At 59.3% G+C, this 22,280-nt stretch carries 19 protein-coding genes and 2 tRNA genes; 14 read left to right on the top strand and 7 right to left on the bottom strand.

Annotation, left to right across the window (positions count from 1 at the left end):
* Positions 1-29: 29 nt before the first annotated feature.
* Positions 30-1,889, bottom strand: a complete 1,860-nt coding sequence (locus NYR50_RS06105; protein WP_418137094.1) for a PHA/PHB synthase family protein — start codon at positions 1,887-1,889, stop codon at positions 30-32.
* Between the two features lie 140 nt (positions 1,890-2,029).
* On the opposite strand from NYR50_RS06105, the gene NYR50_RS06100 reads away from it, so the two are divergent.
* The gene (locus NYR50_RS06100; RefSeq protein ID WP_418137093.1) at positions 2,030-2,455 is read left to right on the top strand and encodes a hypothetical protein; all 426 of its coding nucleotides are present in this window, start codon (positions 2,030-2,032) and stop codon (positions 2,453-2,455) included.
* Between the two features lie 554 nt (positions 2,456-3,009).
* Here the strand turns inward: NYR50_RS06100 and fnrN are convergent.
* The gene (fnrN, locus tag NYR50_RS06095; protein WP_418137092.1) at positions 3,010-3,735 is read right to left on the bottom strand and encodes a transcriptional regulator FnrN; all 726 of its coding nucleotides are present in this window, start codon (positions 3,733-3,735) and stop codon (positions 3,010-3,012) included.
* 212 nt (positions 3,736-3,947) lie between these two features.
* Here fnrN and hemN point away from each other — a divergent pair, with 212 nt between their 5' ends.
* The 8 genes from hemN (at position 3,948) to NYR50_RS06055 (ending at position 12,043) form a co-directional block, all read left to right on the top strand.
* A complete protein-coding gene (gene hemN, locus NYR50_RS06090) occupies positions 3,948-5,297 on the top strand; it encodes an oxygen-independent coproporphyrinogen III oxidase (RefSeq protein WP_418137090.1) in 1,350 nt (449 codons plus the stop codon).
* A 114-nt stretch (positions 5,298-5,411) separates the two neighbouring features.
* Positions 5,412-5,696 (top strand): acyl carrier protein, encoded by a 285-nt coding sequence (locus tag NYR50_RS06085; protein WP_003495848.1) that lies wholly within the window; start codon positions 5,412-5,414, stop codon positions 5,694-5,696.
* Positions 5,697-5,785: 89 nt separating this feature from the next.
* Positions 5,786-6,265, top strand: a complete 480-nt coding sequence (locus NYR50_RS06080) for a 3-hydroxyacyl-ACP dehydratase FabZ family protein (RefSeq protein WP_418137089.1) — start codon at positions 5,786-5,788, stop codon at positions 6,263-6,265.
* A 208-nt stretch (positions 6,266-6,473) separates the two neighbouring features.
* Entirely contained in the window at positions 6,474-7,670 is a 1,197-nt protein-coding gene (locus NYR50_RS06075; RefSeq protein WP_418137088.1) for a beta-ketoacyl-ACP synthase, read from the top strand.
* A 12-nt stretch (positions 7,671-7,682) separates the two neighbouring features.
* Positions 7,683-8,963 (top strand): beta-ketoacyl-ACP synthase, encoded by a 1,281-nt coding sequence (locus NYR50_RS06070; RefSeq protein ID WP_006316338.1) that lies wholly within the window; start codon positions 7,683-7,685, stop codon positions 8,961-8,963.
* Between the two features lie 142 nt (positions 8,964-9,105).
* A complete protein-coding gene (locus tag NYR50_RS06065) occupies positions 9,106-10,134 on the top strand; it encodes a zinc-binding dehydrogenase (RefSeq protein ID WP_006316337.1) in 1,029 nt (342 codons plus the stop codon).
* A gap of 5 nt (positions 10,135-10,139) precedes the next feature.
* Positions 10,140-11,069: a lipid A biosynthesis lauroyl acyltransferase gene (locus tag NYR50_RS06060; protein WP_418137087.1), complete on the top strand. Its 930-nt coding sequence runs from the start codon at positions 10,140-10,142 to the stop codon at positions 11,067-11,069.
* A 278-nt stretch (positions 11,070-11,347) separates the two neighbouring features.
* Positions 11,348-12,043, top strand: a complete 696-nt coding sequence (locus tag NYR50_RS06055; protein WP_418137086.1) for a hypothetical protein — start codon at positions 11,348-11,350, stop codon at positions 12,041-12,043.
* Between the two features lie 56 nt (positions 12,044-12,099).
* Here NYR50_RS06055 and NYR50_RS06050 read toward each other — a convergent pair whose 3' ends face one another.
* Positions 12,100-12,903: a TSUP family transporter gene (locus tag NYR50_RS06050; protein WP_418137085.1), complete on the bottom strand. Its 804-nt coding sequence runs from the start codon at positions 12,901-12,903 to the stop codon at positions 12,100-12,102.
* A gap of 182 nt (positions 12,904-13,085) precedes the next feature.
* Here NYR50_RS06050 and NYR50_RS06045 point away from each other — a divergent pair, with 182 nt between their 5' ends.
* The 5 genes from NYR50_RS06045 (at position 13,086) to recJ (ending at position 19,280) form a co-directional block, all read left to right on the top strand.
* Positions 13,086-14,045, top strand: a complete 960-nt coding sequence (locus NYR50_RS06045) for a nucleoside hydrolase (protein WP_418137084.1) — start codon at positions 13,086-13,088, stop codon at positions 14,043-14,045.
* Positions 14,046-14,348: 303 nt separating this feature from the next.
* Positions 14,349-15,569 (top strand): LL-diaminopimelate aminotransferase, encoded by a 1,221-nt coding sequence (locus tag NYR50_RS06040; RefSeq protein WP_003524851.1) that lies wholly within the window; start codon positions 14,349-14,351, stop codon positions 15,567-15,569.
* Between the two features lie 61 nt (positions 15,570-15,630).
* Complete coding sequence (locus NYR50_RS06035) at positions 15,631-16,941, top strand: homoserine dehydrogenase (protein ID WP_006316330.1); 1,311 nt, start codon at positions 15,631-15,633, stop codon at positions 16,939-16,941.
* Between the two features lie 208 nt (positions 16,942-17,149).
* Positions 17,150-17,374 carry a hypothetical protein gene (locus NYR50_RS06030; RefSeq protein WP_167305577.1) on the top strand — a complete coding sequence of 75 codons (225 nt, stop codon included), beginning with the start codon at positions 17,150-17,152 and terminating at the stop codon, positions 17,372-17,374.
* 97 nt (positions 17,375-17,471) lie between these two features.
* Positions 17,472-19,280: a single-stranded-DNA-specific exonuclease RecJ gene (gene recJ / locus NYR50_RS06025; RefSeq protein ID WP_418137083.1), complete on the top strand. Its 1,809-nt coding sequence runs from the start codon at positions 17,472-17,474 to the stop codon at positions 19,278-19,280.
* A gap of 129 nt (positions 19,281-19,409) precedes the next feature.
* Here recJ and NYR50_RS06020 read toward each other — a convergent pair.
* From NYR50_RS06020 to NYR50_RS06005, 4 genes are all read right to left on the bottom strand, one after another.
* Positions 19,410-19,484 (bottom strand) — tRNA-Glu (locus NYR50_RS06020).
* Positions 19,485-19,935: 451 nt separating this feature from the next.
* A tRNA-Glu gene (locus NYR50_RS06015) sits at positions 19,936-20,010 on the bottom strand.
* A 327-nt stretch (positions 20,011-20,337) separates the two neighbouring features.
* A complete protein-coding gene (locus NYR50_RS06010) occupies positions 20,338-21,111 on the bottom strand; it encodes an amino acid ABC transporter ATP-binding protein (RefSeq protein WP_306018692.1) in 774 nt (257 codons plus the stop codon).
* 11 nt (positions 21,112-21,122) lie between these two features.
* Entirely contained in the window at positions 21,123-22,280 is a 1,158-nt protein-coding gene (locus tag NYR50_RS06005) for an amino acid ABC transporter permease (RefSeq protein WP_174008510.1), read from the bottom strand.

Genomic DNA, 22,280 nt, shown 5'->3' with positions numbered 1-22,280 from the left:
GGCCTGAAAGATGAGAGTGGTGGATGAGATCAGGAAAGGACGTAGGTTCCTGGCGCATCGCCGAGCACCGGGCGCTTGCCGTCTCCCGGCTTACGCGCCTTCACCTTCTCGGCGCTCTGGTTTTCGATCCAGTTCTGCCAGTGCATCCACCAGGAACCCTTATGGGCCGTGGCGTCCGCCTGCCAGGCCTCGAAGTCTCCAGACGGTGACGGCCCTGTCCAATATTGGTATTTCGCAAGCTGCGGCGGGTTGATGACACCGGCAATGTGGCCGGAAGCGCCGAGCACGAATTCCACCGGCCCGCCGAACAGGGCAGCTCCCGTGAAGACCGATTTCGCCGGCGCGATATGATCGTCGCGGGTGGCGAGATCGTAGACGGGTATCGTGATATCGCCGAGATTGATGCGCTTGCCGTCAACGCGCATCAGCCCGCGGGCGAGATTGTTCTCGAGGTAACAATTGCGCAGATAGAAGGAATGGCTGGCGGCCGTCACCCGGGTCGAATCGGAATTCCAGTAGAGAAGATCGAAGGGCAGGGGTTCGGCGCCGCGCAGGTAGTTATCGACCATATAGGGCCAGATGAGGTCGGAGGCGCGCAGCATGTTGAAGACGGTGGCCATGATCGAGCCATCGAGATAACCGACCGCCTGCATGTGCTTGTCCAGCGCCGCCAGCTGGCCTTCATCGATGAAGACCTTGAGATCGCCGGCATGGATGAAATCGGTCTGGGCGGCCAGCAGCGTGGCGCTGCGGATACGCTCATTGCCGTCCTGCGCATGCAGCGCCAGCGCTGAGGATAACAGCGTGCCGCCGACGCAATAACCGATGGCGTTGATGTCTTTCGCGCCGGTCCGCTCCTCGATGGTGTCGAGGGCGAAATCGATACCCTCGCGGATGTAATCGTCCCAGCTCTTGTCGGCGAGGCGCGCATCCGGGTTGATCCAGGAGACCATGAACACGCTATGGCCCTGTTCAAGACACCAGCCAACGAAGGATTTCTGCGGGTTGAGATCGAGAATGTAGAACTTGTTGATCCAGGGCGGCACGATCAGCAGCGGCCTCTTGAAGACCTTTTCCGTCGTCGGCGCATAATGGATGATTTCGCAGAGCGGACTTTTCGCCACCACCTTGCCCTGTGTGACGGCGATATTCTGGCCGATGACAAATTTGCTGTAATCGGTCTGGCGCAGTTTCAGGTGGCCATTGCCGGCGGCAACATCCTCCGCCAGCTGCGCCATGCCCTTGACGAGATTGGCGCCGCTGGAGGCGACCGTTTCGCGGAAGACCTGCGGATTGGTGAAGACGAAATTGGCTGGCGAAAGCGCTTCCGTCACCTGCCGCATGTAGAACAGCGCCTTGGTGCGGGTATGCTCATCCAGCCCATCAGCTTCCGTCACCATCCGGTCGGCGAAACCGACGGTGGTCTGGTAGGCTTTCAGCAGGAAATCGAAGAACGGATTGGTCTGCCAGTCGGCATCGGCAAAACGTTTGCTTCTGCGCTGTGCGGGGCCGCTTTCGGCCGCATTTTCCGGTGGCGAATCGGCTTCGCCGGAAAATTGCGCCAGCGATTTCGTCCACAGATCGTAATAGCTGGAGAGAAGATGGGTCTGCGCCTCCAGCGACCGTTTCGGTTCGGCCATCCAATATTCGGCGACATCCGACAGCGTCTTGACCAGATCGGTTACCGGATCGGCGCTTGCCTGGGGAATGTCGCCGCGTTCGCGCGGGGCCAGCCATTCGGAGGCGGCCTTGCCGAGGTTTTCGAGCGCACGGGCGATATTGATCGCGAAGGTTTCGGGGTCGCGGATCAGGTAGGCCTCGGCGGTACTGGCGTCGAAGCCGGGCGTTTTGCCACCCTTTTTCCCAGCCCCACCGTCAACACCTGCCATGCACGATCCTCCACCAAATTTGTGTTTGCACATTCTGCATGAAAACGAATACAAGTTCCACCAGCAAGGGGAGGCTCATAAAGCGCCGAACCGCAGTCGAATTCGATATCGGAAGATATCCTTACAGGCGGAACACGACGATGGGCAAGCAGATGGGCACATTCGGAACATATGCGGAAAATGCCGCGAGAATCGCCGTGCTTTCGCTTTCCGGCGCCATGCTCGCCACCACGCTTGCGGCCTGCAAGGCCCCGGAGCCGATCGTCGCACCCGCCCATATGCGCCGCCCGACGACCGAAATTGTCGGCCCGCGCCCCGTCAGCGACAATGCGGTAAGCCAGAAGCGCGACACCGGCACCTATCCGACCTTTTCCCAGCCTCTAACGGCTGCCGGCAGCCAGATGGGCGATGACGAGGCCTCCAAGATGGAAAAAAGCCTTTCGAACCTTGGTGCGGCACGGCGCAACGGTCAGATTTCGGAAGCCGAATACAAACGCCGGGTTGCCGAGTTGCGGGCGCTTGTCGAAAACCAGAAGCCGGTTGCGACGCCTGGTGCTTCGCAGTGAGATTCGACCGCGCATTTGACGCGGTTCGCTAGACTGCGCTTTAACGTCTTCACATACCCCCCAATGGAACCGTTCCATATGAGCCAAAGGCTGCATATGAAGCGAGCGATTACCGCTTGTTTCTTCTCCCTGCCGGGGAGAAGGTCGCGGCAGCGGGATGAGGGGGCGAGGGTAGTGATAAACCGCGAGCTTGCCCCCTCATCCGACCCTTCGGGCCACCTTCTCCCCCCGGGAGAAGAAACTTGTGGCGATGCCGAGCCTTCCGTAAAGACATTAGACGGCGCGCGCCGTCCGGCAATCCTAACCCCTTCTTTACCCTGCCTCTGAACCATCCGCTTACCCAAGATGTTAAGCGGATAGAGGCGGTTTGGTTGCTATGATGCAGCCATAACAAACAGGCCGCTGAAACAGCGGGGCACGGGGTGAAATATCATGAAATGCATCGCCGCTTTGCTGGTTCTTGCCGGTTTTGCGCTCGCACCCGCTCAGGCGCGGGCGCCACACATCAATTTCGGGGCATCCGCGCTTCAGGGGCGGTGAAAGGGCTAATTTCGTCAGTCGTTACCGGCGGCTTCGCTCAGAACGTCGAGATTCGGCACCGTGATATGGCGGTTGTTCTCGATGCGGATAATGCCTTCCTTGCGCAGCTTAGTCATTTGCCGGCTAACGGTCTCGATGGTGAGGCCGAGGAAGTCAGCGATATCGGCGCGTGAAAGCGGCAGATCGAAGCAGGATTTGTCTTCATTTTCCGGGTCGATATGAGTGGCGATCATATAAAGGAAGCTGGCAACCTTTTCCTGCGCCGATTTGCGCCCCAGCGTCAGCATCCAGTCGCGCGCCTCGTCCAGTTCCTTCAGGGACTGGCTGTGCAGCTTGCGTTCCATGTCAGGCACTTCCGTGACCATACGGTCGACGATACGGCGCGGAAAAAGGCAAATCTCCACATCGGTCGCAGCTTCCGCCGTCATCTTGCTTTCCGCCATAAACGGGCGGCCAAGAAAATCCGGTGCGAATTGCAGGCCGACGATCTGCTGGCGACCGTCCGACATCATTTTCGAAAGCTTCACCACGCCATTGAGGATGTTGCCATAGGAGGTGACGAGCTCACCCTGGCCCAACAGCTCGTTGCCGGCTTCCAGTTTCTTGCGGCTGGAGTGACGGTTGAGGTCGCAGAGCTGCTGCGGCGTCAACGTGCTGCAGAGACCGCCGTGACGCGCCTCGCAGGAGCGGCATACGACGGGGTACTCCGAATTGTGGATGGTCTTCTGCAGCGTGTCCATAAGCCTTTTCCAATGCTGGCTTTTAGGAACGAAATGCGACCGTGGGTATCAAATCCGGTCTCTTTAGGGCTTGAGCCATGTAGCCGTCGTCCCCGCGTCTACTTTAGCAAGAACTTATGGCGCAATTTGATTGAAGTCAAAGTTGCAAACTGTCGCAGCCGCTACTGAGAGGAAGGAAATCGACATTTTCTTGATAAAAGGCAAATCCGGTGATGAATACGGAACTTCTTCGCAAATATTCGGGTGCAGTGCCGCGTTACACCAGCTATCCGACCGCTCCGCATTTCCACGAGGGAATCGATGACACGACCTATCGCGGCTGGCTCGGCGCGCTCAACCACAGGAACCGGATATCGCTTTACCTGCACATTCCCTATTGTGACCGGCTCTGCTGGTTCTGTGCCTGTCACACCAAGCACACGCTGAAATACGAGCCGATTGCCGTTTATCTGGAAGCACTTAAGCAGGAGATTGCTGCCGTTGGCGCGCTTGTTTCGCCCGATGCGGTGGTGAGTGCCGTGCATTTCGGCGGCGGCTCGCCCACCATGCTGAAGCCTGATGACATGGTCAGCCTGATGGACTGTCTGCGGCGCCATTTCACCTTCGGGCTAGACCCCGAAATCAGCGTCGAGATGGACCCGAACGATCTGGATGACAGCCGTTACGATGCGCTTGCTGCCGTCGGCATGTCGCGGGCAAGCCTTGGTGTGCAGGACTTCGATGACAAAGTGCAAAAAACCATCAACCGGATCCAGTCCTTCCAACAGACGAAATCCGTCGTTGATGCGGTGCGGGCGAGGGGCGTGCACTCGGTCAATTGCGACATTCTTTATGGCCTGCCGTTCCAGACCTGCGAGACATTGAAGAAGACGGTTGGTCAGATCGTCTCTCTCGATCCGGACCGGGTGACGCTTTTCGGTTATGCCCATGTGCCGTGGATGAAAAAACACCAGTCGCTGATCCCCGAACACGCGCTGCCTGATATTGCTGAGCGTTACCGCCAGATGACGATGGCGGGCGAGATGCTGAAGCAGGCGGGATATCGTGCAATCGGCATCGACCACTTTGCCAAGCCGGCGGATACCTTGTGCCAGGCCGTCGAGGCCGGGGCCCTGCGGCGGAATTTCCAGGGCTACACCACCGATACGGCCGATGCGCTGATCGGGCTCGGCGCGTCTTCGATCGGCCGGCTGCCGCAGGGTTATGTGCAGAACATGGTGGCAACAGGGGAATATCAGCGCATAGTGGGCGAGGGCGGGCTTGCCGTGGTCAAGGGCATAGAGTTGTCGCAAGAGGATCAGGTGCGCTCGCATGTCATTGAGCGGCTGATGTGCGATTTTGCGCTCGACTTTGCTGATATCGACCAGCGTTTCGGCAAAGCGAGCCATTCCGTGCGGACGCAGGCGCAGCAATTCGCCGCCGGCAACAGCGACGGTGTGGTGCGTATGGAGGCCGGAATTTTTGCCGTCACGGAGACGGGGAAACCCTTCGTGCGTAATATCGCTGCAATCTTTGATACCTATCTCGGCAATGGACGCGGTCGTCATTCGGTTGCTGTTTAGGCAACAGTTTCAGGGCAAATTTCAAAGTTACGTCACGAAACCATTGGCTTTTTTGTGCGACTTGCCTATGTGGTGCGTCAGACAGGATAATTCATACGAACGACAATAAGGATTATGGGCGTGACAGCTACATTCGACAAGGTTGCCGACATTATCGCCGAAACCAGCGAAATCGACCGCGAAACCATTACGCCGGAGAGCCACACGATCGACGATCTGGGCATCGACAGCCTCGACTTTCTTGATATCGTTTTCGCGATCGACAAGGAATTCGGCATCAAGATTCCGCTCGAGCAGTGGACGCAGGAAGTCAACGAAGGCAAGGTTTCCACCGAAGAATACTTCGTGCTGAAGAACCTCTGTGCAAAGATCGACGAATTGCGCGCAGCCAAGGGCTGATGTGACAATGCCCGCGTCAAGCGGGCATTTCTTTTTCTGGACCCGGCCTTGTTGGGCGGGTCGCAACCGACCAGAAACGGGCCGGACCGATGCTGCTTGAATATTTCCAGATGATCGACAAGGTCGAATCCGTGGATATGGCGACGCGCACGCTGAAGGCGCAGTCGGTCGTTCCGGACCAGAGCCCGGTTTTCGAAGGCCACTTTCCCGGCATGCCGCTGGTTCCGGGTGTGCTCCTGATCGAGACCATGGCGCAGGCTTCCGGCATGATGGTTCTGGCATTTTCCGATTTTGCGTCCATGCCGTTCCTGATGTCGGTCGATGGCGCCAAGATGCGCACCTTCGTGGAGCCGGGCGCGGTTCTCGACATCGAGGCGGTGCTGGAGCATGACGGTTCGGGCTTTGCCGTTACCAAGGCGAAGATCACATCTGCCGGCAAGAAGGTCTGCGATGCGCAGCTGAAACTGCGCACCATGCCGTTCAGCGAAATCCCGCTCGGTCCCGTCGTCAAGAAGCGGGCCGAGGAAGTTGGCCTGATGGCGGCCATTGCCGCGGATGCGCAGAAATAAGCGCTTCCGCCCGTTTCGAAAGAGGGCGTTTTTCCCGTCGGCCCGGTTTCGATGCATGAAAATCGTGGGCTCGCGATGGCCGAACGGGCCTTCACCATTGCCAATCCGCATCGCGCGCTTTATTCCGCAACGCATGAAGTGGTTGTTCGCAACCGCTGTGGATAGCCGTGACCGTTTCGGCGGGGCCGGCTGCAAAGGATGACAGACGATGAAATCTGACAATGATGTGGTGATAACAGGGGTCGGCATCGTGACCTGTCACGGCGTTGGCAGCCAGGCGCATGTGGCGCTTCTTTCTGGAGCCGCCGTGCCGGAGCCGGTTGTCGAGACCGAAAAATTCAAGCCCTACCCGGTCCATCCCATGCCGGAAATCGACTGGTCGGCACAGATCGCCAAGCGCGGCGACCAGCGCCAGATGGAAAACTGGCAGCGTCTCGGCGTTTTTGCCGCAGGACTTGCACTCGACGATGCCGGGCTGAAGGAGAATACCGAAGCCTGCGCCACCATGGACATGATCGTTGCCGCCGGCGGCGGCGAGCGCGACATCAATGTCGACACGCTGATCGTCGATGAGGCCCTGAAGCGCAACGACCGCGAAAAGCTGCTCAACGAGAAACTGACGACGGAACTGCGCCCGACGCTGTTTCTCGCCCAGCTTTCCAATCTTATGGCCGGTAATATCTCCATCGTGCACAAGGTCACCGGGTCTTCCCGCACCTTCATGGGCGAAGAAGCGGCCGGCATTTCTGCCGTCGAAACCGCATTCCACCGCATCCGTTCCGGCGAATCGAGCCACGCGCTCGTCGGTGGTGCTTTCTCGGCTGAACGTCCCGACATGATCCTGTTGTTCGAAGCCATCGGCGCACATGCGCAGGGTGGATGGCAGCCGCTTTGGTCGCGTGGCGACCAGGACGGCGGCGGCATGATTTCCGGTTCGCTTGGTGCCTTCCTCGTGCTGGAATCGCGCAGGCATGCCAGCGAGCGTGGCGCGCGCATCTATGCCCGCATCGACGCCATCGAGGGCGACCGTGGCAGCCGCGATGACGGCAAGATGGAAAAGCGCATGGAGCGCCTGCTTGCGCCTGCAAAGGACAGCGCTGCGACCGTCGTGTTTTCCGGTGCGAGCGGTTATGACGAGGTGACAGCCCGCGAGAAGGATATTCTCGAAAAAGTACTGCCAAATTCGGTCATTCGTGGTTTCGGCGGTGTCACCGGTCATGGACTTGAGGCGCAGTTTCCGCTCGGGCTCGCTCTTGCGGCGCTGACGCTTGAAAGCGGCGCGAAGGTTCCTACCTTCGATGCGGCTGCGGAAAAGCCGATGGGCGAGGCGGCCACGGAGGCTGTCGTCACCACCGTTGGCCATGTGCGCGGCGAAGGTGTCGCCGTCCTGTCCCGTGACGTGTGAGGAGAAAAGACCATGACCAATTTTAAGGATCATCTCGGTCGCCCGATCGTTGCCGTGACCGGCATGGGCATCATCACCTCGCTCGGTCAGGGACTTGCCGACAACTGGGCAGCGCTGACATCAGGCAAGTCGGGTATTCACAAGATCACCCGCTTCCCGACTGAAGGGCTCTCGACCCGCATCAGCGGCACGGTGGATTTCATCGATATCCCGGTTCCGAACTCCGTCGAGCGTTCTTATGCTTTCGCGCGTGAAACCACCATTGAGGCGCTGGCGCAGGCCGGTATATCGGGTGATTTCGATGGGCCGCTGTTTCTCGCAGCGCCACCGATTGAGCCGGAATGGAGCGCCCGTTTCGAGCTTGCCGACCGATCTCCGCCAGCCGCAAAGCCGGGTGACGCCTATGAGCGGTTCATGACGGCGTTGCGCCAGCGTCCCGATCCGGCATTCCAGGAAGCCGCATTGTTCGGCGCGATTTCCGAACGTCTTTCCGACCGTTTTGGCACACGCGGCCTGCCGGTCACGCTGTCTACGGCCTGTGCTTCGGGTGCGACCGCCATTCAGCTTGGCGTCGAGGCGATCCGCCAGGGCCGCACGGAGCGCGCTCTAACGGTTGCCACCGACGGTTCCGTCAGCGCCGAGGCCCTGATCCGCTTTTCGCTTCTGTCGGCTCTTTCGACCCAGAACGACCCGCCGGAAAAGGCCTCCAAGCCGTTCAGCAAGGATCGCGACGGTTTCGTGATCGCTGAAGGTGCTGCAACGCTGGTGCTGGAATCGCTCGAAGCCGCCGTCGCTCGTGGCGCAAAGGTTCTCGGCATCATCAAGGGCGCCGGCGAAAAGGCCGATAGCTTCCACCGCACGCGCTCCTCGCCCGATGGCGGCCCGGCGATCGCGACGATCCGTGCGGCACTTGCCGATGCGGGCGTGGCCGAAAGCGACATTGGTTATATCAATGCTCACGGCACCTCGACGCCTGAGAATGACAAGATGGAATATGGCTCGATGCTGGCCGTCTTCGGCGAAGGCCTGAAGAACATTCCGCTGTCGTCCAACAAGTCGATGATTGGCCATACGCTGACGGCCGCAGGCGCCGTGGAAGCGGTGTTCTCGCTGCAGACCATGCTGACCGGGACCCTGCCGCCGACGATCAACTACAACAATCCCGATCCGACCATTACGCTCGACGTGGTGCCGAATGTGAAGCGGGATGCGCAGGTGGGTGCGGTTCTCTCCAACTCCTTCGGGTTTGGCGGGCAGAATGCAAGCCTTGTCATGACGCGGGAACCGGCTTAACCGGTTCCGCCACAACAGGATCGTTTCCAAAAGCACTGCGGAAACGCTCTCGTCTCTTTGATTACGCATTCCAGCCGCAAAACCGTTACAGAGTTTTGCTGGAATGATTTTTAGATAACGCCCTCGGGCGAAGGACTGAAATATGCGCGCTCTTCAACTCGTGGACGACCGGAAGCTCGAAAAAGTGGACCTGCCTGAACCGGATGCTCCGGGACCGGGCGAGGTGACGCTGCGCGTCAAGGCCGTGGCGCTCAACCACATCGACGTCTGGGGCTGGCGCGGCATGGCTTTCGCCAAGCGCAAGATGCCGCTCACCATCGGTGCGGAAGCCTCCGGCGTGGTCGAGGCCATCGGTCCCGGCGTTTCGAATGTGCTGCCGGGCCAGCTGGTCTCGGTCTATGGCGCGCGCACCTGCGGGCTCTGCAAGCCCTGCCGTGAAGGCCGCGACAATCTGTGCGAACATGTCCAGGGCGTCCACGGTTTCCATCTCGACGGTTTCGCGCAGGAGAAGATCAATATTCCCGCCCGCCAGCTCGTGCCGGCCCCACATGGTATTGACGCCGTCGCTGCGGCGCTCGCGCCGGTGACTTTCGGCACCGTCGAGCACATGCTGTTCGACAATGCCAAGCTTGAGCCCGGCGAAACCATCCTCATCCATGCCGGCGGTTCCGGCATCGGCACGGCGGCGATCCAGCTTGCCAAGAAGATGGGCTGCACCGTCATCACCACGGTCGGTTCCGACGACAAGATCGAACGGGCGAAGGCGCTCGGGGCCGATCATGTCATCAATTACCGGACCGACCGTTTCGAAGGCGTCGTGCGCAAGCTGACGAAAAAGAAGGGTGTTGACGTTGTCTTCGAACATGTCGGCAAGGATACCTTCGTCGCCTCGATGTTCTCGCTGAAGCGCGGTGGCCGTCTCGTCACCTGCGGCTCCACCTCGGGCGTTTCCACCGAAATCAACCTGATGATGCTGTTCCAGCAGCAGTTGAAGCTGCTCGGCTCCTTCGGCTGCCGCATGGAAAACATGGCCAATGCCATGCAGAAGATGGCGCGCGGCATCGTTCATCCCGTCATCGACACCGAAGTCACCTTCGACGATATCGACCGGGCACTGGAGCGCATGGAAACGCGCCAGGTGTTTGGCAAGATCGTCCTGCGGATGGATTGACCAGCGTGAAATTATTCCTGACGCGGATCGTCCTGAAACTGGACCACTTCCGGCAGTGGCTGATCGCGACATTCGCCTTTGGCCTTCTCAACCTGCTGAAGCTCTTTCCGGCCGATGCGGGCATTCGCGCCGCGGACCGGTTGGCGCGCTTGATAGGGCCGAAAACCGGCCGCCACAAGCTGATGCTCTACAATCTGGCGCGCGCCTTTCCGGAAAAATCCGAAGAGGAGCGGCTGGCGATCGCCATGGACAGCTGGGCCAATATGGGCCGGCTTGCGGCGGAATATGTGTTTCTCGACCGGCTGTTCGATTTCGACCCGGAAAAGAACGAACCCGGCCGCATCGAGGTCGAGGGTACTCCGACCTTTCTCGAATTGCGCGACAATCCGCGGCCCTTCATCGTCTTTACCGCCCATAGCGGTAATTTCGAACTGCTGCCGGTCGCAGGCTCGGCCTTTGGTCTTGATGTGACGGTGCTGTTCCGGCCGCCGAACAATCCCTACGTGGCCGACAAGGTGTTCAATTTCCGCAAGGAACGCATGGGCAATCTCGTGCCGTCGCATGCCGGCTCCTCCTTCGCGCTGGCGCGGCAGCTGGAAAAGGGCGGCGGTGTGGGTGTGCTTGTCGACCAGAAGTTCGGCAAGGGGCTGACGACGAAGTTCTTCGGGCTTGAGGTTCGCACCAACCCGCTGCTTGCCAAGCTGGTGCGGCAGTTCAATTGCGATGTCTATCCCGCCCGTTGCATTCGCCTTCCGGACAATCGCTACAGGCTGGAAATAGAGCCGAAGGTTGAAATTCCCCGGGATCAGAAGGGCAATGTCGATATTCAGGCGACGGCGCAGCTGCTGAACGACAAGGTGGAAAGCTGGGTGCGAGAATATCCCGGCCAATGGCTTTGGTATCATGATCGCTGGGACGTGAAGCACCAGATTTGAGGTGATTGCCGTGCGGCCGGATCTTTTGATATTTCACAAAAGTCGACCGCGAATTCATGCATTTCGATATTTTTTCATATTGGTGGAACCTCATTTCTCGTTCATGGATTATCGAAATTGAAAAAATACCCGTGGATGTGATATTTTGAACATTAATCCTCACGGCGTTCCTGCATTTCGTTACGTCATTTTTAAGCGCGAAGACGCTATAAACAGGGGTAATGGGCTAATCCGTTCGCATTGAGAGCGGGGCATATGCCCGTTCAGGGAGAGTTGGGTTGAAAGATTTGATTGAGTTGTTCTGGTTGCGTTATACGGAGCTGCAATCTGCCGTTGGTAAGAACGAATCCGACAAGATTGCCGTGCTGGAGCGTGAACTGGAGCTGCTCCTCGAGCGGATTGTTGGACGCAAGACCGAAAGTTCCGAAGATATTCGCGAGCAGTTCCGTTTTGCGATCGATCTCCTCAATCACGAGGCGGAAGATCTCGGCTGCGTGCAGCGCAACTCCGAGCTGCTGCGAACCCTGGTCGATCGTTATGTCGGCATGCCATTAAAGGCAAAGGTCGTCGGTGACGAGGACGAGGATACGCTGGCGTGGCATCACCGTCATCTGATCCTTGATGAGGACATGCTCAACGATCTGGACGAGCCTGTCGTGATCGTGTCTCCCGGTTACCGTGTTTCCTTCGCCAATTCTCTCGATGCATTTCAGCGTAACGCGCCGGAAGGGCTTATCGGCTGCCACATCGCCGAACTGGTCGGCGTTCACCGGTTCCAGAACATTCTCAGGGAAAAGCTCGACAATTGCTTCAAGGGCGATACGTCGAAATATACCTATGCGGAAGATGAGAATGGCCGCACGGTCGTCAAGTCGCTGGAAATGTCGCCCTGCTACTCCTCCGCCTACAAGCTTGTGGGCGCGATGGTGGTGATCCGCGAAATCGCTGATCGCCGGCGCCGCGCCGCAGGCTGAGGCAGCGGACGCCGGTCTGTTGCCTGACTGACGGAGAAAAGGCGCCTCACCATCCCTTATTTCGGGAAGATGGTTTCCCAGATCGTGGCGATCGACCAGGCGGAAGATGCATCGACAAGAAGCTTCGTCGCCATGGCGAGACAGGAAACAACAAGAAGCGGGCGGATGATCTTCGCGCCGTTTTTCATCGCGAAACGTGACCCGACCTGCGCCCCGATGAACTGGCCGAAGCCCATGGCGAGGCCGAGCTTCCACAAAACCGCTCCGCCCATCGCAAAGACGACAAAACCGCCGAAATTCGAGCCGAGGTTTAGCAGCTTGGTGTGGGCGGTTGCCTTCAGCATGCCGAAACCTGCCAGTGCCACGAAGGCGAGCATGTAGAAGGAACCCGCGCCGGGACCAAAAACGCCGTCATAAAAACCGATTAGCGGCGCGACCATCAGGCCGAACACGAAGGGTGTGATGCGACGGTGGCTGTCGATGTCGCTGAGCTGCGGCTTCAAGGCGAAATAGAGCGCAATCGTAATCAGCAGAAACGGCATGATGGTGCGCAGGAGATCGGCCGGCACGAAGGCGGCTGTCAGCGCGCCCAGCATTCCGCCGGCCATGGCCATCAGCCCCATCGGCAATTGCTCTTTCAGATTGACGTGGCCGCGTCTGGCATAAGCAAGTGTCGCCGAGGCCGACCCGAACTGCGCCTGCAGCTTGTTGGTGCCGAGCGTATCGAGCGGCGCAATGCCCATGATCATCATCGCAGGAATGGTGATGAGACCGCCGCCGCCGGCGATGGAATCGATAAATCCGGCAAAGATGGCGACGCAGAAGAGGACGATGAAAACGTTGAGGGCGATGTCTTGCACTTGATATGTCCGGGCAGGCGGAAGGAGAGGGCTTCTTCTTTCACCGAAAGTGCGACCAAGCAATCTCTTTCTGTGCGTTCGGCTGCGGGCAGGGGGATTGCGGTGTGGCCGCTTATCGTTATGTTTCCGTGGCGCGTCGCCGGAAGGACGGATGGCGCTCGAGACATATGGATGAGGGCATTATGCATAAAGTGATATTCGATACGGACCCCGGTGTGGATGACGCCATGGCGCTTCTTTTCCTGCACCGGCACCCCGATATTGATCTGATCGGCGTCACCACGGTTTTCGGCAATGCCCCCATCGACATCACCACCCGCAATGCGCTTTTCCTCAAGCGGGAATGGCAGATGACCGCGCCTGTTGCCAGGGGGGCGGGCGTGACCTTCGATCCCGCCCGCAAGGAGGGGCACTGGCCGACCTTCATTCACGGCGAGAACGGTCTCGGGGATATCGATATTCCCGAGACCATCGACCTGCCGCTCGATCCGCGTCCCGCGCATCGCTTCATTATCGAGACCGTGAAGGCCAATCCCGGCGAGGTGACGCTTATTGCCGTTGGTCGCATGACCAATCTGGCGCTGGCATTACGCGAGGAGCCGGATTTTGCGGCATTGGTGAAGCAGGTCATCGTCATGGGCGGTGCTTTCGATATCAACGGCAATGTGTCGCCGGCGGCCGAGGCCAATATTCACGGCGACCCGGAAGCGGCCGATCTCGTCTTCACCGCCCCGTGGCGCGTGGTGGTCGTTGGTCTCGATGTCACCACAAAAACGGTAATGACCAGCACTTTCATGGCGGAGATGGCTGAAGCCGGCGGCAAACCCGTGCAGCTGCTGTCCGACCTGTCGCAATTCTATATCGATTTCTACAAGACCCGCACCGGCGACGGCATGGTGGTGCATGACAGCTGCGCCTGCGTTTATCTCGTGGCGCCTGAGCTGTTCGAGGCCCGCAGCGGCCCGGTGCGCGTCGTCTGCGGCGGTCTTGCCGATGGCCAGACGATCCAGAAGCCGGATGGCCGCGCCTTTCCGCCGGGTGATTGGGACGGGCATCCAAGCCAGCTCGTCTGCACGGATATCAAGCCGGAGCGCGTGCTTTCGGTCATCCGCGCGGCAATTGTGAAGGGCGAGCGCGGCTGAACGACAGGAATGGCCGTTCTTGAGCATGGCTTGCCTTGCATTTTCCCAGGATCTGGCGTTATGCAAGTTCCTTGATCCCGTTACGTGATCCGCCTTGCCGAGGGGGCTGAAAAGGCTGTGCCAGAGGCGCTGGCGGATGATCGTGATGCAGCGTGGGCCTGAGAAAAGCCTTTTAGGTTTTCGCGTGCTTTGCGCTACAATGAATAACGCCTGCCGGGTCGGTTCGTGTCGGCGGCGTTTAAAAACAAAAAACGAACCTTCGTTATGGGCCGGCAGAACCGGTCCATTCCCATGAGGAAAGTGATGGAAGAGTTTCATAAGGTCCGGCGTCTGCCGCAATACGTCTTCGAACAGGTCAACCGTTTGAAAGCGAGCGCGCGAGCGGCCGGGGCCGATATCATCGATCTCGGCATGGGCAATCCCGACCTTCCGACCCCCAAGGCGATCGTCGACAAGCTCTGCGAAGTCGTTCAGGACCCTCGTACCCATCGTTATTCCTCGTCCAAGGGCATTCCCGGCCTTCGCCGCGCGCAGGCTGCCTACTATGCCCGCCGTTTCGGCGTGAAGCTCAATCCCGATACGCAGGTTGTCGCCACGCTTGGCTCCAAGGAAGGTTTCGCCAATATGGCGCAGGCCATCACGGCACCTGGCGACGTGATCCTGTGCCCGAACCCGACCTATCCGATCCATGCCTTCGGCTTCCTGATGGCGGGCGGCGTTATCCGCTCCATGAATGTCGAGCCGGATGAGAGCTTCTTCGGACCGCTGGAGCGCGCCGTGCGCCACTCCATCCCGAAGCCGCTGGCACTGATCGTCAACTATCCGTCTAACCCGACGGCACATGTCGCTTCGCTCGATTTCTACAAGGATGTGATCGCCTTTGCGAAGAAGCACGAAATCATCGTGCTGTCAGATCTGGCCTATTCGGAAATCTACTTCGACGACAACAATCCGCCGCCTTCGGTTCTCGAAGTTCCCGGCGCCATCGACGTTGCGGTGGAGTTCACCTCCATGTCGAAGACCTTCTCCATGCCCGGCTGGCGCATGGGCTTTGCCGTCGGCAACGAGCGGCTGATCGCGGCGCTGACCCGCGTGAAGTCCTACCTCGATTACGGCGCTTTCACGCCGATCCAGGTGGCGGCGACGCATGCGCTCAACGGCGACGGTTCCGACATCGCCGAAGTGCGCAGCGTTTACCGCCGCCGCCGCGATGTCATGGTCGATACGTTCGGCAAGGCCGGCTTCGAGGTTCCGCCGCCGGCAGCGACGATGTTCGCCTGGGCGAAGATCCCGGAAAAGTTCCGTCATCTCGGCAGCCTGGAGTTTTCCAAGCTTCTGGTCGAGAAGGCCGATATCGCCGTTGCTCCCGGCATCGGCTTTGGCGAAATGGGCGATGATTACGTCCGTCTCGCGCTCGTGGAAAACGAGCATCGAATTCGTCAGGCGGCGCGCAATCTGAAGCGTTTCCTGTCGAGTGCTGACGAAACGATGCATAACGTCGTTTCGCTCAACGCCCACAGATAAGGGCAACCGAAGGCGGCCGGGCCTCGGCCGCCACCATCACCAGCAAATCAGGAACATACCCATGGCAGATTCATTGAGAATCGGCATAGCGGGGCTCGGCACTGTCGGCGCTTCGCTCGTGCGCATCCTCCAGCAGAGAAGCAACGAACTTGCGATTACCTGCGGACGCGCGATTGAGATTATTGCGGTGAGCGCGCGCGACCGTTCGCGCGACCGCGGCATCGATCTCAAGGGTATTACCTGGTTCGATACGCCCGAGCAGATGGCGAGCGAAGCCGATATCGACGTGTTCGTCGAACTGGTCGGCGGTGCTTCCGGACAGGCGGAAAACGCGGTGCGGGCAGCGCTTTCACGTGGTCTCCATGTGGTGACAGCCAACAAGGCACTGCTTGCCAAGCATGGCGTCGAACTGGCGACCATTGCCGAGGACAAGGGCGCGCTTCTCAATTTCGAGGCGGCGGTGGCGGGCGGTATCCCGGTCATCAAGGCGCTGCGTGAATCGCTCACCGGCAACCATGTGTCGCGGATCTACGGCATCATGAACGGCACCTGCAACTACATCCTCACCAAGATGGAGAAGGAAGGCCTGTCGTTCGAGGCGTGCCTGAAGGAAGCGCAGCGGCTCGGTTATGCCGAAGCGGATCCGGCCTTCGATATCGAAGGCAATGACACCGCGCACAAGCTGTCGATCCTGACCACGCTTGCCTTCGGCAACAAGATCGCTGCCGACGACATCTATCTCGAAGGCATCACCAATATCTCCATCGAGGATATTCAGGCGGCTGCCGAGCTTGGTTACCGCATCAAGCTTCTCGGCGTGGCGCAGGTGACTGACTCCGGCATCGAACAGCGCGTGCACCCGACCATGGTGCCGCTCGACTCCGTCATCGCCCAGGTGGATGGCGTGACCAATGCGGTGGCGATCGAATCCGACATTCTCGGCGAATTGCTGATGGTCGGCCCAGGGGCGGGCGGCAACGCCACGGCGTCTGCCGTGCTCGGTGACATCGCCGATATCGCCAAGAGCCGTCCAGGCGCCCAGCAGGTGCCTGTGCTCGGCCGTCCGGCCAAGTCGCTGACGGAGTACCGCCGCGCCAAGATGAAGAGCCATGAGGGCGGTTATTTCATCCGTCTGACGGTGAAGGATCAGGCGGGCGTCTTCGCCTCCATCGCCACGCGCATGGCCGACAATAACATCTCGCTGGAATCCATCGTGCAGCGCCAGCGCGTGCATGTGGAAGGCGCGCCGCAGACCATCATCCTCGTCACCCATGCGACGATGGAAGATGCGATCCGCAAGGCCGTGAAGGCGATCAAGAACGAGAAATATCTCGTCAGCGAACCGCAGGTCATCCGCATCGAGCGGACCTGAAACGCCTGACGATTTGTCCAAAGCCGAGGGCCGTGCTTCCGTATGGATGCGCGGCCTTTTTTCATCGTGAAACCTCGCGGGGATATCAAAAACTATTTAGAGGGACGATGTTTCAGCTGTCATAAAATTTGAGGAAATGGCTTCAGAACCGCTGGAATACGACACGATTCGGCCCTATGGTTAATCCCGTTCACCAAGCGAGGGAGGCGTGGCCGTGACATCGATCATCCTGTTCAAGGACAATAAGCGCGCAAGCATGCTGGCTACCCATCACCGGGCGCGGCCGCACACCGCCAACGACAATATTCGCAGCATGGAATTCGATATGGCCGAGCATGAGCGCAACTGGTGTTCACTCGCCGTCTTCTCGCTGCTGCTGCTGGTCGGCGCTGTGTCGATTGTCAGCCCGTTTTTCTCGATTTTCTCGGTGTGACTCCATCAAGGCGCGTTTTTGCTTGAAAAACGCGCCTTCGCCATTTAGCCCGTTCTAACCAAGGCGCGGAACGCGCACGACAGGATGAAGGGACAGGATGGCAATGTTGGAGCCGGCCGATACCGTGGCCCGCGCGTTTTTAAGCGTGGAGCGGTCGGCGACAGAGCAGCGCTGGGTGTCGCGGCTGGATCAGGCCGGGCAGAACCGCGCGCTTGCCATGTCCCAGATACATGCCATTCCCGAATTGATTGCGCGGGTGCTGGCCGGGCGCGGCGTCGGTGTCGATGACGCCCTGGCGTTCCTTGATCCCACCATCCGTTCCCTGATGCCCGATCCGCATATGCTGACCGATTGCGAAAAGGCCGCCGAGCGGTTGGTGCGTGCCATCGAGACCGGCGAGAAGGTGGCGATCTTCGGCGATTACGATGTCGATGGCGCTGCCTCTTCGGCGCTGATGTATCGCTTTCTCGCGCATTTCGGGCTGACGCCGGAGATCTATATTCCCGATCGCATTTTCGAGGGCTACGGGCCGAACCCGGCGGCGATGCAGCAGCTTGCCGCCAACGGCGCGACGTTGATCGTGACGGTCGATTGCGGCTCCACCAGCCATGAGTCGCTTCAGGCCGCGAAGGACGCCGGAACGGATGTGGTGGTGATCGATCACCATCAGGTCGGCACGGAACTGCCGCCGGCCGTGGCGCTGGTCAACCCCAACCGCGAGGACGATCTTTCGGGGCAGGGGCATCTCTGTGCCGCCGGCGTGGTGTTCCTCGTGCTGGTGGCCACGTTGCGGCTGCTGAAGGACAGACGCAACCGGCAGGCCTTCACGCTCGATCTGCTGTCGCTGCTTGATATCGTCGCGCTTGCGACGGTCTGCGATGTGGTGCCGCTGAAGGGGCTGAACCGCGCATATGTGGTGAAGGGCCTGATTGCCGCACGGCATATGAACAATGCGGGACTTGCGGCGCTGTTCAAGAAGGCGGGACTGGGCGGGCCTGTTACCCCTTATCATTTCGGTTTCCTGATCGGGCCGCGCATTAATGCCGGCGGCCGCATTGGCGACGCCGCGCTGGGCAGTCGTTTGTTGACCATCGATGATTCTTCGCAAGCCGAGGTGATTGCCGAGCGGCTGGACGAGTTGAACCGCGAGCGGCAGGCCATGGAAGCGGCGATGCTGGCGGAGGCCGAAGCCGAGGCGCTGTATGAATATGGCGACGGCTCGGGTGCGGGCGTCATCGTCACGGCGCGTGAGAACTGGCATCCAGGCATCGTCGGCCTGCTTGCCTCGCGCTTGAAGGACCGTTTCCGCCGTCCGGCTTTCGCCATTGCCTTTGATCCTTCCGGCAAGGGCACCGGCTCTGGCCGCTCGATCAACGGCTTCGATATGGGCCGCATGGTGCGCGCTGCCGTGGAGACGGGATTGCTGGTCAAGGGCGGCGGTCACGCCATGGCGGCCGGCCTGACGGTGGAGCGTGCCAATCTCGGCAAGCTCAGGACTTTCTTTGAAGAAGCGGCCGCAAAGACGGTGAACGAGCTGGTTGAAAGCAGCGTGCTGAAGATCGATGGCGCCATCGGCGCTTCGGGCGCGACATTGCAGCTTGTCGATCAGCTGGAGCAGGCGGGTCCCTATGGGTCGGGTCATTCGCAGCCGATCTTTGCCGTGCCGGCGCATCGCCTGCGCGATGTTCGGCTTGTGGGCACAGCACACGTCAAGATCACGCTGGAGGCCATGGATGGCTCGCGGCTGGACGGTATCGCCTTTCGCGCTGCCGAAGCGCCTCTGGGGCAGATGCTGCTGAATGCGCGCGGCAGGAACATCCACGTGGCAGGCACAGTGGGTGCCGATCTCTGGCAGGGCCAGAGGCGCGTCCAACTGCGCGTGCTGGATGCGGCTTTCGCGCCCTGACGGGGCTTCCGAACAGTTCTGAATTTTACTGAAACATTGCCCTGAACGGGCAGATCAAATATGCGCCAGTGTGTTTACGCGATGCGTGAACATCTTGATGCAGGCTATTGATTTTCTGGGAGAAGCAAGTGGCACGCCCTAGGGGAGTCGAACCCCTCTTTTCAGAATGAAAATCTGACGTCCTAACCGATAGACGAAGGGCGCGTGCGCTTGTGGTGTGGCGCCCTTATAGTCAGGCTCCCGAACGTCTGCAAGCGGAAAAATTGATTTTTCTTGCTTCGAGACGAGTTTTTTTATGGACGCTGAAAGGGCTGTGGAAAACTGCGACGGACCTGGTCAAGACCTTGAAATATCGCCCCTATCGCCGTGGACCGACGATTTGCATGCGTCTCGTACGATGCCGGGTAGACGGCTTCCTAACCCTAAGCTGGCATCAAGCCGCAGTCCGGTACGAACGGGCGCTGTAGTCGAAGTGAGTGGAAAGGCAAGCCGGTTGATTTGACCGATGGCATTTCGTCCGGCTTGCCTTCCATCGGGGGGACGGCAATCTAACGTGCCGCGCGGGAATCGGTTCCGCAGCAATGTTGACGCGCGACAAATTCGCGACGTTGAACGTCGGGTTCAAATCTTTGGAGAGGGGGAACACGAAGGCAAGTGGCACGCCCTAGGGGAGTCGAACCCCTCTTTTCAGAATGAAAATCTGACGTCCTAACCGATAGACGAAGGGCGCGTGCGCTTGTGGTGTGGCGCCCTTATAGTCAGGCTCCCGAAGGTCTGCAAGCGGAAAAATGCATGATTTGACAAAAAAATGACATGGACCGCCAAAAGGTCTGAAAAACAAGGATTCTTGTTTCGTAACAAATGGTTAAATGGCGATCGATTGTGCGGCACAAGCGCTTTTCGCGTTTAGAGAAACATGCGGAACACCCTTATGGGCGACGGCGGTGATTCACTGAAGTGGCTCGGGGATGACGCCTAATGTTGGAGCGGAGTTATCGCCTTAAACGAAAACGGGGCCGAAACGGCCCCGCTGGAGGGTGCGATGAAGACCGCAGTCTCAATGCAGAATCTGGCTGAGGAACAGCCGTGTGCGCTCGTGCTGCGGATTGTCGAAGAACTCGGCAGGCGAATTCTGTTCGACGATCTGGCCCTGGTCCATGAAGATGACGCGGTTTGCGACCTGGCGGGCAAAGCCCATTTCGTGGGTGACGCACAGCATGGTCATGCCGTCTTCGGCAAGGCTGACCATGGTGTCGAGCACTTCCTTGACCATTTCCGGGTCGAGCGCCGAGGTCGGTTCGTCGAACAGCATGATCTTCGGCTTCATGCAGAGCGAACGGGCGATCGCCACGCGCTGCTGCTGGCCGCCGGAGAGCTGGCCGGGGTACTTGTGCGCCTGCTCGGGTATCTTGACGCGCTTCAGATAGTGCATCGCCACTTCTTCGGCTTCCTTCTTGGGCATCTTCCGAACCCAGATCGGCGCCAGCGTGCAGTTTTCGAGGATCGTCAGATGCGGGAAGAGGTTGAAGTGCTGGAACACCATACCGACTTCACGACGCACTTCGTCGATCTTCTTGAGGTCGTTGGTAAGCTCGATGCCATCAACCTGGATGGAACCAGATTGGTGTTCTTCCAGCCGGTTGATGCAGCGGATCATGGTCGACTTGCCCGACCCGGAAGGACCGGCGATGACGATGCGCTCGCCCTTCATGACCTTCAGGTTGATGTCGCGCAATACGTGGAAATCGCCATACCATTTGTTCATGCCGGTGATTTCGATTGCCACGTCCGTTGTCGAGACGGCCAGTTTTTTTGCTTGGGTTTCTGCCATTTGAGCGTCCCTTATCGTTTATGCCCGGTGTCGAGGTGCCGTTCCATGAACAGCGAATAACGCGACATGCCGAAGCAGAATATCCAGAATACGAAGCCTGCGAAAATATAGCCAGTCATGGCGGTGACAGGCGTCGCCCAGTTCGCATCCGACTGGTTGAGTGTGACAATACCGAGCAGGTCGAACATACCGATGATCGAGACCAGCGACGTGTCCTTGAAAAGCCCGATGAAGGTGTTGACGATGCCCGGAATGACGAGCTTCAGTGCCTGCGGCAGCACGATCAGTCTCGTTTTCTGCCAGTAGTTCAGGCCGAGTGAGTCGGCACCTTCATATTGTCCCTTGGGAATGGCCTGCAGACCGCCACGGATCACCTCCGCCATATAGGCAGACGAGAACAGCGACACGCCGACCAGCGCGCGCAGGAACTTGTCGAAGGTCCATCCATCGGGCAGGAACAGCGGCAGCATGATGCTGGCGAAGAACAGCACGGTGATCAGCGGGATGCCTCTGATGACTTCAATGAAGAGCACGCAGAGCATCTTGATCACAGGCAGGTTTGACCGCCGGCCAAGGGCGAGAAGAATGCCGAAGGGCAACGACACCGTGATCCCGAAAAAGGACAGGATGAGCGTGACCATCAGGCCGCCCCAGAGCTGCGTTTCGACCACAGGCAGGCCGAAGACGCCGCCGATGAGCAGGAAAAACGCAATGAAGGGCAGGATGATGAAAAGCGCCAGCGCGTTGAGGCGTTTGAACGGTGCTTTCGGAATAAGCATCGGGATCAACAGAATGGTGAACATCACCATCACGAGGATCGGACGCCAGCGCTCGTCTATGGGGTAGCGGCCGAAGACGAATTGGCCGAGTTTCGCCGAAACGAAGGCCCAGCAGGCGCCGGACTGTCCGTCCGGCAACGCACCGCCCTGAGAGGCGGTGAGACATGCAAGGCGGTCGCTACCGGTCCATACCGCGTCGATAAACAGCCACTCGATGATCGGCGGCAAAATATAGACGAGAAGGGCGATGGCAAGGACGGTAAGAACGGTATCCTTGGGCGTGGCGAAGAGTTTGGTGCGCAGCCAATGGGTTACCCCGACCGCACTCGATGGCGCGGGGCGGGCTTCTTCAATGGTTTGGCGCACGAAGGCATGGTTGCTGATTGTCAT

Origin of the sequence: Agrobacterium sp. El2ro-1b (genome assembly GCF_048298475.1) — a bacterium.
GTDB classification, from domain to species: domain Bacteria; phylum Pseudomonadota; class Alphaproteobacteria; order Rhizobiales; family Rhizobiaceae; genus Agrobacterium; species Agrobacterium fabrum.
The sequence above is the reverse complement of the archived record's forward strand: the minus strand, read 5'-3'. Positions and strand labels throughout refer to the sequence as shown.